We start from the raw sequence: 13564 nt of genomic DNA, 5'->3' as shown, positions 1-13564 counted from the left end.
GGGCACGCAGCGATGATGCCTGCCGTGCAGGATACGGCCGTCCATCTGTCGGATCGCCACTTCCGGACCATCGCCGAACTGATCGAAGGCCAGGTCGGCATCAAGTTGCCGCAGGGCAAGCGGTTGATGCTGGAGGGCCGGCTGCACAAGCGCGTGCGCGCGCTGAACTTCTCCGACCTCAACGAATATGTCGATAACCTGTTCGAAGCCCAGCATTTCGACACGGAGCTCACCCATCTCATCGACGTGGTGACGACCAACAAGACCGACTTCTTCCGCGAACCGCAGCACTTCACCTTCATGCGTGACGTCGCGATCCCCGCGCTGCTCAAGTCGCACGGACGCAGGAACGCGAACCTGAAGATCTGGAGCTCCGCGAGTTCGACCGGCATGGAGGCCTACACGACCGCCATGGTGCTCGACGACATGACGCGGAGCGGCTCCCGGTTCCAGTACCGCATCCTTGGCACCGACATTTCGACCGCGGTGCTCCGCCTCGCCAAGGCGGCGATCTACACGCGCGACGTGCTGGCACCGGTGCCTGAGCCCTTCGTGAAGCGATACTTCCTGTCGTCGCGGGATCGCTCCCGTGGCGAAGTCCGCGTGGCGCCGGAGCTCAGGCGCATGACGCATTTCATGCGGATGAACCTCATGGACGCGTCCTATCCGGTGGATCGGGATGTCGACATCATCTTCTGCCGCAACGTCCTGATCTATTTTGACAAGCCGACCCAGCGCAAGGTTGTCGAGCAACTCTGCAATCATCTGCGGCCCGGCGGCTATTTACTGGTCGGACATTCGGAATCGATGATTCACAGTGCAGTGCCGGGTTTGAAGCAAGTTCAGCCAACCATTTTCCAGGTCTAGCCGGAGCGCAACCAAATGCCGAGGGAGAAAGTTCGCGTGCTGATCGTGGACGATTCGGCGTCGGTGCGCCAAATCCTGCAAACGATCCTCAATGATGACCCCGATATCGAGGTGATGGGGACGGCGTCCGATCCGTTCGTGGCGGCGAAACGGCTCCAGGACGAAATCCCCGATGTCATGATCCTGGATCTGGAAATGCCGCGCATGGACGGCATGACATTCCTGCGCAAGATCATGGCGCAGCGTCCGATCCCGGTGATCATCTGCTCCTCGCTCACTGAAGAAGGCTCGAATGTGATGTTCGAGGCGTTCGAAGCGGGTGCGGTGGACATCGTGCCGAAGCCGAAGATCGACACGCGGCAGGCGCTGCTCGAATGCTCCACGCGGCTGCGCGAGGCTGTGAAGTCGGCGGCGCGCGCACGGGTGCGCCCGCGGGCGGAACGCCGTATGATCGAGAAGAAGCTGACCGCCGACGCCATCATCCCGCCGCCGGTGCAGGGCAGGGTGCGGCCGACGACGGAGCGCATCGTCTGCATCGGTGCATCGACGGGCGGCACCGAGGCACTCAACGACGTCCTCGAGATGCTGCCGCCGCATTGTCCGCCCATCGTCATCGTCCAGCACATGCCGGCAGGCTTCACCGCCGCCTTTGCCAAGCGTCTCGACAGCGTCTGCCAGATCCGGGTCAAGGAAGCCGAGGACGGCGAGCCGGTGCTGCCGGGCTGCGCTTATATCGCGCCGGGCGCCCGTCACATGCTGCTCCAGCGCATCGGCTTGCGCTACCAGGTCGCGATCAAGGACGGTCCGCCGGTGTCGCGGCATCGCCCCTCCGTCGACGTGCTGTTCCGCTCGGCCGCCCAGCATGCCGGCGCCAACGCGCTCGGCGTGATCATGACCGGCATGGGTGATGATGGCGCACGGGGAATGCTGGAGATGCGCAAGCTCGGCGCCGCGACGCGCGCGCAGGACGAGGAGAGCTGCGTGGTGTTCGGCATGCCCAAGGAAGCCATCGCCCATGGCGGCGTCGAGAAGGTGGTCTCGCTGCACCATATCCCGCGCGAGATCATGCTCTGGTACCAGGCCGGGCACGTGGCGGCGGCGGGTTGATCGCAGATGTCCGCCCTTCCGACCAACACCCTCACTGAAGCGACCGCCGCGATCGAGGATGTCTCGTCGCGGATCGAGGACGTGTTCGCGCGGGTTGGTCAGGAGCTCGGGCGCGGCCATCTCATCTTTGGGGAGTTGAACCAGGGCCTCGCGACGCTCTCCGAGGAACTCTCCGGCGCCGAGATCGAGGGTGCCGCCACCGCGTTGCAGGAGATTTCCGCGCGGCTCAGCGAGCTGGCAGCGGCGCTGCCGGCCGAGAGCGCGCTGCTGGCGACGATCGGCACCTGTACGGCGGAAGCGTCCTCGCTGCTCAAGCCGCTGTTCAAGCACATCGGGATGATCACGATCATCGCGCGGAGCGCCCGGATCGAGGCGGCCTCGCTCGACGGCGATCGCGAGGGCTTTCTCGCCTTCACGCAGGAAGCCTACGATCTCGGCAGGGCCGTGCAGGGCTCGATCGAGGGCTGCGCAAGGGACCAGCAGCGCCTGTCGGACGCCGTTGCCACCGCGTCCGGCCGGCAGAAGGAGTTCGAGAGCCGTTACGCCAAGCAGTTGGTGTCGGAGAGCGCCGAGCTCGGCGCGGCCTATTCCGGGTTGCGCGACCAGCGCCGCAACAGCAGCCAGCTTGCCGTTCTTGCCAGCACCAGCACCAAGAAGATCGCCGAGGCGGTCGGCGGCGCGATCATTTCCCTGCAGGCGGGCGACAGCACGCGCCAGCGGCTCGAGCATGTCTGTCACAGCCTTCGCCTTACGTCGGAAGCCAGCTCGAGCCTCGTCCCTGATGCGGTTGCGAGCGACGACGGCGCGCGCGCGATCTGCCAGTTGCAGGCGGCTCTGCTCAGGGATGCCCAGCGCGAGTTCGGCGGCGACATCGGCCAGATCGTCCGCGCGCTGACCGCGATCTTGCACGATGCGGGCAGCGTCGTCGGTCACGGTCGCACGCTGTTTGGCGGCGCGGATGGCGGCTCGTCGTCGTTCCTGACGCGCATCAAGCAGACGCTGGCACATGCCTCGACCTTGATCGCCACCTGCGAAGGCGCCGGCCGCGCGGTCGACGATGCGCTCGCCATCGTCGAGGACACGCTGGCGAAATTTCGCCAGGCCATTGCCGGCCTTGCGGAGGCGACCGTCGACATTACGCTGATCGGCATGAATGCCGGCCTCAAGGCGAGCCATCTCGGCAGCCGCGGCAGCGCCTTCGTCGTCATCGCCAACGAGCTCAAGGCGACCGCCGACCAGGTCTCGGCGGGTGCGGGGCGCTTGCGGCCCGTGCTCGACGGCATCGAACGCTCGGCAACAGAGCTGAAGAAGCTCCGCGTGCAAGGCGATCCCACGCAACTCGCAAAGCTCGAGCCGCAGATCCTCCAGGCGTTGCGCGAGGTCGAGGCCGGCAACGAACGGCTCGGCAAGCTGATGAGCCGGCTCGTGGACGAAGGTGCGGAATTCGAGGGCCTGATGAATTCGGCGCAAGGCCTGATGACCACGCTCGGCGAGAGCTCCGCGACATTGCCTGCGGTTGCCGCGCGGCTGGAGACTGCGAGCGCCGGCGCGCAGCGGCCACAGCCGGAGGCGCAGGATCGAGCGATGCTCGACGATCTCTTCGCGCGCTACACGATGGAGCGCGAGCGGGACGTCTACCGGGAATTTTTGCAGACGCTTGGGCTGGCGTCGATCGCCGCCACGCGGCGCGTCGAGGCGGTCGAGACCGCGGATGACGGTATAGAATTGTTTTGACGCGCACCTCGGCAGCAATTTGACCGGTTGACTTTGCGGGGCGTTAACCGTGGCGGAATCCTCGCCGCATCGGTCATTGCCGTGCCCCAGAGTTCGTCGCAAATACGGATGAACTTTACGACGGATGTTTTCATGCTGAGAGACGGCAAATATGCTGCCTGGTTCAGGACCCCGCGCGGCCAGGGCACCGGCGTCGTGCATCTGGCGGATGGGCGAATCTCCGGCAGCGACAGCTTCTTCACGTATGGCGGCTCTTATCGGGTCGACGAGCAGCGCTTCACGGCCGTTCTGACCACGCGGAGACATGCCGAGGGGCCGCCGACCGTGTTCGGGCCTGATGAGGTCGAGCTCAAGCTCTCGGGCGTGTGCAGCGGTGCGATGGCGACCTGCTCGGGAACGGCCAGGGAAGCGCCCGATGTGACGTTCGAGGCGACGCTGATCTACAGCCAGGAAGACACGCCGGCTGGCGATGCCCGATGCGCGGTCGTGAAGCTCAATGACAAATTGCCCAAGCGCCTCGACAGCCGTTCCCGGCCGCGCCATCCGTTCACGCCGCCCAAAGCTCCCCTCTCCTAAGGCGCCGGTGTCTTAGCTTTGCGTTGACGCTATTGTCGCGAAAACATGGCGAGCTCCTACAGCGGCAACCCTGCTTTTAGAGATGAAATCTAGGTTGAGACCCACAACCAAAGACGGACAGGGACATGCCTCAGATCTGGATGACATATGAAGAACTCGCGACACTGGGCGGCTGTAGCGCTGCCGAGGCCAGGATGCAGGCGATGCATCTGTCGCTGGATCGCCGTAGGAGTCGCGACGGGAACACGCGCGTCAAGCTGAACCTCGCCTTGATGGCCCGGTTCTTCCAGACCATCCGCGAAGCCGAATTCGACCCCAACGACGCGATCACGGCGTTGCGCGAGACCCACCGGCAGATGTCGGGAATTCTCGTGACCGAACAGCCGGGCTTGCGGCGCGGCGTGGCGTAAGTCCGAAAGCGCCGGCAGAGGCGACCGCCTTATGAGGGCGGCCTCGGCAGAAAAGTCAGGATGGTTTGGGCCAGAAGGACGCCGACGGTGCCGCCGGCGGCCTTTTGCAGCACATCGATGAATCCCGGGTCACGATCCGGCGTCACCGCCTGCAAGACCTCGAGCCCGACGGCGACGGCCACCACGAAGGCGCAAGCCAGCTTGACGCGTCCCGGCATCAGGAATGACAGCAGGAATCCCAACAGGCCGTAGGCGCTGAAGCGCTCGATGACGACGACCCAGTAACCCTCCGCGTGGCCCATGAGCGCCGGTCTGCCCGCGAGCTTGGCCAGCGTGGCATAGGTGATGAGCACGAGACAGATAACGGCGGCTGCGATGAGATGGTTGCGGCGCATGGCGCCAACATAACCGGTTGGCCGGCGGACCGCTTTCAAAAGCCAAGAACATCGTTAAGGTTCATAACGTTTCCTCGGGATGAACCGAGGTTCACGGATAAACGGCAGAGCCGTTACGACAGCCGGGTCCGTGTCCATTCGTCCCTGCCCAAATTCCCGTCATGGACGACCAGGCCAATCACGTAGCCCCGCGCCTGAGGAAGCCGTTCGCAACGATCGGCGTTCAGCGTGTCGCACGCGGCCGACGCTAGCTCTTCTTCGAGCCCTTGGATTTCAGCGCCAGGCCGAGCCGCAACGCCATGCGCTTGACCGCATCGGGCGAGCGCCCGAGAAGTTTCGCCGCCTCTTCCAGCGAAGTCGAAGACTTGGCCAGCTCCATCAACCGGCGGTCTTCCTTGAACGACCAGGGTCTGCGCGCCATAACCGAAACCATCCTCTCCTCGACACAACGACAAAGCCGCCAAGCGACCCATGTGCGCTCGACGGCTTTGCTTGGGTGGGGCCGGGCTTGGGGGAGCCCGGTGCGAAGATGAATATGCGATCCCTCGGCGTTCGCAACAAACAACGCGGATTAAGCTAACTGCTCAACCTTACCGGGATGAAATCGGCGTTTATCGCTCCGTAGTACCACGGGGTTTCGTCAACCGAGGCCGATCCGCGCGCGCCGGTAGCCGCGATCGAGGATGTTCTGCCACCATGTCCGGTTGTCGCAGAACCAGCGGACGGTCTTGATCAGTCCGCTCTCGAAATCCTCGCGGGGACGCCAGCCGAGCTCGCGCTCGATCTTGCCGGGATCCATGGCGTAGCGGAGATCATGGCCGGGCCGGTCGGTCACGAAGCTGATCAGGCCGCGGCGCCTGGCGGTGCCGGGCGAGATCTCATCGAGCAGATCGCAGATGCGCTCCACGACGTCGAGATTGGTCCGTTCGCAGCGCGCGCCGATGTTGTAGGTTTCGCCGACCCTGCCGTGCTCGACGACTTGCGTCAGCGCCTCCGCGTGGTCGGCGACATAGAGCCAGTCGCGGACGTTGCTGCCGTCGCCATAGACCGGCAGCGGTTCATTGGCCAATCCGCGTATGATCATGTGCGGGATCAGCTTCTCGGGAAAATGATAGGGCCCGTAATTGTTCGAGCAGTTCGTCACCATGGTGGGAAGCCCGTAGGTCTCCCGCCAGGCGCGGACGAGATGATCTGACGATGCCTTGCTCGCCGAATAGGGCGAGTTCGGCGCGTAGGCGGTGTCTTCGCTGAACCGGCCGCTGGTGCCGAGCGATCCGAACACCTCGTCGGTCGAGACGTGAAGAAAACGAAAGCGCGCGCGGCTCTCCGGCGTCAGTTCCTGCCAATGGCGCAGCGTTTCCTGAAGCAGGGTGAACGTGCCCACCACATTGGTCTGGATGAACTCCGCCGGGCCGTCGATCGAACGGTCGACGTGACTTTCCGCCGCGAGGTTCATCACCGCGTCGGGCTGGTAGGTCTCGAACAGCGCCCGAAGGCCCGCGCTCTCGCCGATGCATTGCTGCGCGAAGACATAGCGCGGATGGTCGGAGGCTCCCGCCAGCGAATCGAGATTGGCCGCGTAGGTCAGCTTGTCGATGTTGACGACACGTGCGCCGGTATCCGCCAGCAGATGGCGGATCACGGCCGAGCCGATGAAGCCCGAACCGCCTGTCACGAAGATAGTGAAGCCCTCAAAGCGCATGCAGTCTCTGCTTCAGGCGCCGCCCGCCTCGCGCCCGAACGAGCGGTAGACCGACAGCAGATATTGGCCGTAGCTGCTCCTGGCGTTCTTTTGCGCCAGCTTCTCGAAGGCTTCAAGGGAGATGTAGCCACGCCTTAGCGCAATCTCCTCCGGGCAAGCGATACGCAGCCCCTGGCGCTGCTCGAGGATCTGGACGAAATGGCTGGCTTCGACCAGCGAGGAATGCGTGCCGGTGTCGAGCCAGGCCATGCCGCGGCCCATGACTCGCACGAACAGCTCCCCGCGTTCCATATAAATCCTGTTGACGTCCGATATCTCGAGTTCACCGCGTGCGGACGGCGCGATCCCGGCGGCGATGTCGAGAACGTCGTTGTCGTAGAAATAGAGCCCCGTCACCGCGATGTTGGAGCGCGGCTGCGACGGCTTCTCCTCGATAGACAGCGCGCGCCCGCTGGCGTCGAGTTCGACGACGCCATATTGCTCCGGAGTGTTGACGGCATAACCGAAGACCGTGGCTCCGCGCCCGCGCGCCGCCGCCTGGCCCAACATCTCCTGGAGGCCGTTGCCGTAGAAGATGTTGTCGCCCAGCACCAGGGCAACCGAATCCTTGCCGACGAAGTCGCGGCCGACGATGAAGGCGTCCGCCAGTCCGCGCGGACTGTCCTGGTGGGCATAGGAGAAGGAGAGGCCGATCTCGGAGCCGTCGCCGAGCAGCCGCTGGAACAGTGGCTGGTCCAGCGCCGTCGTGATGATGAGGATATCCCTGATACCGGCGAACATCAGGGTGGACAGCGGATAATAGATCATCGGCTTGTCGAAGACAGGCAGAAGCTGCTTCGACACCACGGCGGTGACGGGATAGAGCCGGGAACCCGTTCCCCCTGCCAGGATGATGCCCTTCATATGTCCTCGAAGCCCAAGCCCAAATCCAAGCCCAAATCCGAGCCCGCAACCTCCACTTGATAATGGATGGGGCGGCGGGTGCAAGCCGGTTCTGGGGCGCCGATCGGACTCTCCGGTCGCTCCCAATGATGTGAGCCGGGCTGCCGAGGCAGGCGCGACACGCGCCTCGTCGCCTCTAGGGACATCGTGAAACCGAATGCTTCGTCCCGCGTCAACACTTGTGCGCGATCCGGAATTATTTGTTGCGGGATCGCGCCGCAGATCCGCAGAATCAATTTGAATTGAATCGCGGCGCGGGCTGCGCGCAACAGCTTTGAACGAGAATAGATTTAATCGCGATGCGGAGCAGCGATCAGCGATCAGCGATCGCGACGAGCAGCATTGCACTTTCGCTCAGACGAGCGTCACGAGATCGTCGAATTCGTTCGGCTAAGTTCGCGCGAACGACCACGAACAAATCGCAAATCACAATCGGCCAATCAAGAAGACCAAGATGCTTCAGAAAGCGCTAGCGGCACTTCCCCTCTCGAAGATCAGAGACAGGGCATTCGAAGGCGCATTTTTCAGCGTTGCGCTGATTGCGATGGCGGGCTGGGTGTATTTCATCACGCTGTTGCTGGTGAGATTGTTCGTCTGGTTTTTCGGCTGAGCGCGGCCGACCACGTCTCAAGCACCTGCTGCCCAAAAAATCTCTTGCATGACAAGAAAATCAGCGGCGCTCATCATGATCTCGACACAACTCGAAGACGAGACTGACGCGTCACGAAGACGAGACGCGCCCGGAAAGAATTTCGCATGATGCTAGTCGTGATCCTGGTTTCGATTTTCGCCGGCTTTGGTGCTGGCTATGCGACGCGCGCGTGGGGATATCGCGAACGCATGGAACGCAGTCCACTCCATCGATCCTACAGTCCCACCGCATTCCGCCTCAGCAATTCATTGGCGAAGGCACGGAGAGCATTCTGAGGATTTACAACCGAAGCGCGGTGCTGACTGGCGTCGAGGCAAGGGGGAGCGGAGCATGACGGGATCGCAGGTAGACGCCATCACCGATCCGACGAACACGGCGCCGCGGCGTTATTTCGTCGATGCGGGAGGCCGGCGGGTCCTGATCGGCCTGACGCCCGAGGAGACGTTCGAGTTCGAGCGGCTCGACAGTGGCCAGGTGCCCGGCGAGGTGCAGGCTGCGTCGGACGGTCGCGGTTTGCGGCCGGATGCCGGCGAGCGGCGCCGGCTGGAGCTCTACGAGAAGCACGAGGGGGCCTGGAAGGCCTGGATGGCGCAAAGCCGCGCCGAACGGCCGAGGGGATTCAACCTTTATTAACCATTCCGGGCCCATTTTCCGGTCTGGTGCCTCGAACCGGAAAATGCACGCATGTTTCAGCTCTTCCTGCGGGCCCGCACCCATAACTTCCTGAAAGACCGTTTCGGGGGAGAGCAGACGTTCCGCGCGCGTTCGCCCGAGCGCGACGCCGAGACTGATCGCACGCGCATCGAGGCCATCATGATCGCGATCGAGGACGCTCTTCACGCGGCGGAGCGGGAACAGTCGGGCCTCAATCGCCGGGTGGAAGACGTGCTGGCGCGTGCGGCCGTGACCTTCGGCAATGGAGACGACGAATATCTCGAGCGCGAGGCGCTCGACAATCACCACCAGGATCTGTTCGACAAGGAGATCCTGAACGGTCAGCGCCGGCTCAAGGAACTCGGCGCCTCGATCGCACATTTCAGGTTCTTGAAGGCGGCGATGCTGAGCCGCTTTCCGGAATATCGGTCCGGTCAGGCGACCAATTGAATGACCGGCTGCAATCGGCAGCCAATCGATAAGGTCAGCATTTCAAGTCGGATGAACGGCCATCGCGAGACTTGCTGAAGGTCCGGCCCGCGTTCAATTTGCGGCTGCGCGCCCGCAACATCAATTGTCAGTAGGCCGAGACCCGCTCGGGAAACAGCGGGTCGACGAACTCCACGTAGGTTCGGACCGGCCCGTAGAAGTAATGCGGCTCACCCCGGGTGCGGGGATCGAAGCTCGAGGGATAACCCATGCCGAGGCTGCGGTGCCGGACTCGAACCACGATCGGACAGCCGTATTTGGGTCCGCAATAAGGATTCGGTCCGCGGTCGATCGTGGTGATCTGCGCGACACGCCGCTCGGTGGGAACCGCATAATCTGCAGCAAGCGCGGAACCCGCGCATGCCGTCAGAGCCGACACCAAGCACAACCCCAATCCAAATCGCATTGCCAATTTCCTGACTGATCTGGCACCGACCTTAGTCTTTGGGCCGGGCAGGATCAATATCCTCCTGGAAGTGCAGGCAGGGCGTCTTGATGAAAGGCTCTAACCACGCAATAGCCTCAGAAATGACGGGTCCGTGGCCCGCACAGCGTCTTCGAGCAATGTCTTTCCCTGGTTTGACGCCTGTCGATAGGCCGAAACCACGGCCGCGCGCTGGTCAGGTTGACGCGTCAGCATCAGCCGCACGTCCCCCTCGGCAAGCTGTTTGAGTTGCATATCGATGGGGCCGCTCATTCGCGTTGTGATCTCAAGCCTCTTCGCCATCAATCGGGCGTCGTTCGGGGCTGTGAAATAGGCCATTTTTAACGGCTCCGCGCCGGCCGAGCTGTTGGGGGCGCGACCGGTCTCCAATGCGGCCAGGCCGAGCCAGAGAAGTGCGTCATGGGGCGCGCGCGCCAGTGCCGGGCGGAGCGTGTCTCCAACGCGATCGACGTCCTCGCGTTGGAGCGAACCGTTGGCCGGCCGGCGCAGCATTTCCAGGGCGTCGGCGACGGCGCGATCCGTATCGCGGTCATATCCGGAACGCGCGGCGAGCCCGTCGGGCTGCGCTTGTGCAACTGCATTGGTCTTGGCTGCAACCGACGCGCGCATGTCGGCGACATCGGAAATCATCGCACTGATTCCCTCGTAGCCGATCACGGCGGCCAGAATGATCAGGGTCGCGCGGAATAGGGGGTGTGAAACCATTCGGGACAACAGGTCGCGTTAGAGGGCCAGCAACTGGTGGCCCTGGATGGTCAGGAGGGTCAGATTGCCGGTGGCGTAGGCGCCCGTGTCGATGTTGGCGCGGTTCGGCCGAATGTCCGGCTCACGGACGGGAGTATGACCGTGGATGATGTATTTCTCATGCTTCCTCTCGCTGAGCAGGAATTCGTCTCGAATCCAGAGAAGATCTTCCTCGCGTTGACTGGCCAGGGGCAGTCCAGGCTTGATGCCCGCATGGACGAAGAAAAAGTCCCCGCATACGAAACGGGTGCGGAGCCTTTCGAAGAACATCCGGTGATGCATCGGGATCGCCAATGCAAGCCGATCTATCAGCTCTTTTTGTTCCTCGACGGTCGGATTCAGCGGGGGCTGAATGCCATAGGAGCTCAGGGTTTGGAGGCCGCCATACTGTCTCCAGTTCTGCAGCATCTCGGGATCTCTCAGCACCTCGAACAGGAACTCTTCATGATTGCCCTTGAGGAAGATCGATTCGTGTCTTCGAGCGCGATCAATCAGAAGGTCGATCGTCCCCGAGGAATCCGGTCCACGGTCGATATAGTCGCCAAGGAAAACGTGAAGCGCCCGCCGTCGGCCGATGGTCATCAAATCGCGGTCGATCACCTCAAACATGGTTTTGAGCAGATCGGAGCAGCCATGGATGTCGCTGATCGCATAAATACGAATACCGTCCGGCAACCTGGGTTTGGGTGCCGAACTCTTGGCGCGGGGCGATCTTAACATCTGCGAGCCCAAGGCTCCTTGCCGTCCGGAGGGGGAGGAACCATTAAGGGGTGGGGTACTTCCAAACGTTGTCTGACACTTATAGTTAATAAGTCCGTAATAAAACGTGAGTTTCTTGAACCAATTTTGCCGTATCAAGCGCCGAGAATCTCAAGGTCTCCGGCTTAGCTTCTCCCGAAAGCGGGGAGCAAAGACATGCGCAGAATATCGGCAAGCCTGGCCGTTGCAATCGCCTCTTGGTGCCTTGCAGCAGCACCTGCGGCCGCTGGCCTGCTGGGATCAACCATAGGCTTGCGGCCCCTGATCCAGCGCATCAAATTCGATGCGCCTGCATTGCCCCCCATGGCTTTCAACCGCTTCTGCCACCGGTACGAGGCGGAATGCCGCAGTCGGCCCTTGTTTCGCGGAGGTCCGGTCCAGCTCACGCCTGAGCGGCTCAAGGATCTGAAGCAGGTCAACGAAGCGGTCAATCGCGACATCGTGGCGGCTCGGCTCGACAACGAGGCCGAGGAGGCCTGGGTTCTCAATCCGGCGCGGGGTGATTGCAACGACTATGCGGTCACCAAGCGCCATGAGCTGCTGAAGCGTGGCTGGCCGGCCCGGGTGCTGTTGCTGAGCGAAGTGGTCGTGCCCAGCGGCGAACATCACCTCGTGCTGGTGGTCCGAACCAACGAGGGCGACGTTGTCCTGGACAATCTCAATGCACAACTGAGGCCTTGGTCGCGGGCGCCCTATCGATGGGTCCGCATGCAATTGCCGAACAGCAGCAAACTGTGGACGACGATCGCGGACCGCAGGGTCTAAGATCAATCCGCGCCGGAACGGCGGCCTTCGCCCACTTTTTGCGACAAGCCAAGCCCGATCGCTATGGCGATGGTCGTCTGAACGACGCTGCTCCGAAGGCTCGGGTCGAGGAAGGCTTGGCATAGCGTCACGAGCAGGACTGTTGCGGCGAGCAGGGGGAAATGGGTGTCGCGGGACCGTCGCAAGGTCGCCCAGAACAGCGCAAGGCAGAGCAGCGTCACCGAGGCGATCATGAGCCACAATGCGGCGCGCCCCCATTCCGCCGAGACCGCGATGACTGTTGAGGGTGCGATCAACATGGGCGGCAGACCGAAGCTTCGGTACATCTGCATGGCATAGCCGAATGTGCCAGCTCCGGAGCCCGGCCATGGGGCCTCGGAGAGGGCTCTTTGAACGTCTGCAAGGTCTTCCGGACGAGCGCGGTCTGCAAGATCGATCAGGCTCGGATTTCGGGCGGCCACGACACTAATCGCGAGAGCGGCCAGCACCAGAAACAGCGAAAAGGCCTGCCAAGACCGGAGTTTCAAGCGACGTACAAGCACGACAAAGCCCTGGACGGCGATTCCGGCCAGCGCCGCAGCCGACAGGGCGAAGCACCCGGCGGCCTCCAGTGCGACGAATGAAATCGCGATTCCAAAGGCGGCGAACGCAGTAAATCCCAGGCGGTCGAACGACCAGCCGGCGTCAGTCTGGCCCGTGGTCATGACGAGGATGCAGCCGTTCGCGATGATCGCCATCGCGGTGATCGCGGTCATGGCGTTTCCGCCGGTGCTGTCCGGCGCCGGCAGCCCGATATTGGCATTCGACCGAGCGACCAATAGCAGGATCGCCGTGAGGGTCGATCCGACACTGAGGGCGGTCAGGAGATCTTTGGCGTGGGCACGATCGCGTCCGATGACCGCCGCGGCAATCGTCAGCGCCAGCACGCCGAGATAGGAGATCATGCTGCGAAACGTTGCGTCGATGTCTATCGTAACGTGCCCGCTGGTCCAATGCTCGGCCAGTGCCGTCGATGCGGCCGACCATAAGGAGTTGGTCAGCGATCCCTCGGGGAGGGGAAGGAGTTGAAACGCCAGCCACGCCAGGGGCACGGCGGCGGCAAGCCAGAACACTTTCAGCCGCTGCAAGACGAAGCTGAGTTTTTCCGGCGCCTCACGCGCGACCAGGACCAGAATGATCGCGGCGGCGGTCAGGCTGATATCCCGGCCGAGAGCTTGATTGCTTATCGCAAAGGCAGGCGTCGCGGTTATCAGCAGAATCAAGCAGATCAGTGGTGCCGACAATCCTGCCAACCTCTCGCGGGCGGCACATCGACTGCAGTGG

The 13564-nt window shown here is 62.9% G+C and carries 17 protein-coding genes; 9 read left to right on the top strand and 8 right to left on the bottom strand.

Annotated features, from left to right (window positions below; all coding sequences use genetic code 11):
* The first annotated feature begins 12 nt into the window (after nt 1–12).
* From B5V03_RS15945 to B5V03_RS15925, 5 genes are all read left to right on the top strand, one after another.
* Complete coding sequence (locus B5V03_RS15945) at nt 13–867, top strand: CheR family methyltransferase (protein WP_129271273.1); 855 nt, start codon at nt 13–15, stop codon at nt 865–867.
* 15 nt (nt 868–882) lie between these two features.
* Nucleotides 883–1974, top strand: coding sequence for a protein-glutamate methylesterase/protein-glutamine glutaminase (locus B5V03_RS15940; protein WP_129271272.1), 1092 nt, complete (start codon nt 883–885; stop codon nt 1972–1974).
* A gap of 6 nt (nt 1975–1980) precedes the next feature.
* A complete protein-coding gene (locus B5V03_RS15935; RefSeq protein ID WP_129271271.1) occupies nt 1981–3708 on the top strand; it encodes a chemotaxis protein in 1728 nt (575 codons plus the stop codon).
* 132 nt (nt 3709–3840) lie between these two features.
* Entirely contained in the window at nt 3841–4284 is a 444-nt protein-coding gene (locus B5V03_RS15930) for a hypothetical protein (RefSeq protein WP_129271270.1), read from the top strand.
* 125 nt (nt 4285–4409) lie between these two features.
* On the top strand, nt 4410–4694 hold the full coding sequence (locus B5V03_RS15925) for a hypothetical protein (protein ID WP_129271269.1): 285 nt from the start codon (nt 4410–4412) through the stop codon (nt 4692–4694).
* Between the two features lie 29 nt (nt 4695–4723).
* Here the strand turns inward: B5V03_RS15925 and B5V03_RS15920 are convergent, their stop codons facing one another.
* The 4 genes from B5V03_RS15920 to rfbA form a co-directional block, all read right to left on the bottom strand.
* A complete protein-coding gene (locus tag B5V03_RS15920) occupies nt 4724–5089 on the bottom strand; it encodes a VanZ family protein (protein WP_129271268.1) in 366 nt (121 codons plus the stop codon).
* 247 nt (nt 5090–5336) lie between these two features.
* Entirely contained in the window at nt 5337–5510 is a 174-nt protein-coding gene (locus B5V03_RS41455) for a hypothetical protein (protein WP_164988046.1), read from the bottom strand.
* A 219-nt stretch (nt 5511–5729) separates the two neighbouring features.
* Nucleotides 5730–6791 carry a dTDP-glucose 4,6-dehydratase gene (gene rfbB / locus B5V03_RS15915; RefSeq protein ID WP_129271267.1) on the bottom strand — a complete coding sequence of 354 codons (1062 nt, stop codon included), beginning with the start codon at nt 6789–6791 and terminating at the stop codon, nt 5730–5732.
* A gap of 12 nt (nt 6792–6803) precedes the next feature.
* Nucleotides 6804–7694 carry a glucose-1-phosphate thymidylyltransferase RfbA gene (rfbA, locus tag B5V03_RS15910; RefSeq protein WP_129271266.1) on the bottom strand — a complete coding sequence of 297 codons (891 nt, stop codon included), beginning with the start codon at nt 7692–7694 and terminating at the stop codon, nt 6804–6806.
* Nucleotides 7695–8187: 493 nt separating this feature from the next.
* Here rfbA and B5V03_RS41450 point away from each other — a divergent pair, with 493 nt between their 5' ends.
* The 3 genes from B5V03_RS41450 (at nt 8188) to B5V03_RS15895 (ending at nt 9489) form a co-directional block, all read left to right on the top strand.
* Entirely contained in the window at nt 8188–8343 is a 156-nt protein-coding gene (locus B5V03_RS41450; protein WP_164988045.1) for a hypothetical protein, read from the top strand.
* Between the two features lie 372 nt (nt 8344–8715).
* Nucleotides 8716–9018: a hypothetical protein gene (locus B5V03_RS41445; protein ID WP_164988044.1), complete on the top strand. Its 303-nt coding sequence runs from the start codon at nt 8716–8718 to the stop codon at nt 9016–9018.
* Nucleotides 9019–9069: 51 nt separating this feature from the next.
* On the top strand, nt 9070–9489 hold the full coding sequence (locus B5V03_RS15895; RefSeq protein WP_164988043.1) for a hypothetical protein: 420 nt from the start codon (nt 9070–9072) through the stop codon (nt 9487–9489).
* Nucleotides 9490–9616: 127 nt separating this feature from the next.
* Here B5V03_RS15895 and B5V03_RS15890 read toward each other — a convergent pair whose 3' ends face one another.
* From B5V03_RS15890 to B5V03_RS15880, 3 genes are all read right to left on the bottom strand, one after another.
* On the bottom strand, nt 9617–9934 hold the full coding sequence (locus B5V03_RS15890; RefSeq protein ID WP_129271265.1) for a hypothetical protein: 318 nt from the start codon (nt 9932–9934) through the stop codon (nt 9617–9619).
* A gap of 99 nt (nt 9935–10033) precedes the next feature.
* Nucleotides 10034–10678, bottom strand: a complete 645-nt coding sequence (locus tag B5V03_RS15885) for a hypothetical protein (protein WP_129271264.1) — start codon at nt 10676–10678, stop codon at nt 10034–10036.
* Nucleotides 10679–10696: 18 nt separating this feature from the next.
* A complete protein-coding gene (locus tag B5V03_RS15880; RefSeq protein ID WP_129271409.1) occupies nt 10697–11437 on the bottom strand; it encodes a metallophosphoesterase family protein in 741 nt (246 codons plus the stop codon).
* A 195-nt stretch (nt 11438–11632) separates the two neighbouring features.
* Here B5V03_RS15880 and B5V03_RS15875 point away from each other — a divergent pair, with 195 nt between their 5' ends.
* The gene (locus B5V03_RS15875; RefSeq protein WP_129271263.1) at nt 11633–12241 is read left to right on the top strand and encodes a transglutaminase-like cysteine peptidase; all 609 of its coding nucleotides are present in this window, start codon (nt 11633–11635) and stop codon (nt 12239–12241) included.
* Nucleotides 12242–12243: 2 nt separating this feature from the next.
* Here B5V03_RS15875 and B5V03_RS15870 read toward each other — a convergent pair whose 3' ends face one another.
* Nucleotides 12244–13524: a hypothetical protein gene (locus tag B5V03_RS15870; protein ID WP_129271262.1), complete on the bottom strand. Its 1281-nt coding sequence runs from the start codon at nt 13522–13524 to the stop codon at nt 12244–12246.
* Between the last annotated feature and the right edge of the window lie 40 nt (nt 13525–13564).

The organism is Bradyrhizobium betae, assembly GCF_004123905.1.
GTDB classification, from domain to species: Bacteria; Pseudomonadota; Alphaproteobacteria; order Rhizobiales; family Xanthobacteraceae; genus Bradyrhizobium; species Bradyrhizobium betae_A.
The sequence above is the reverse complement of the archived record's forward strand: the minus strand, read 5'-3'. Positions and strand labels throughout refer to the sequence as shown.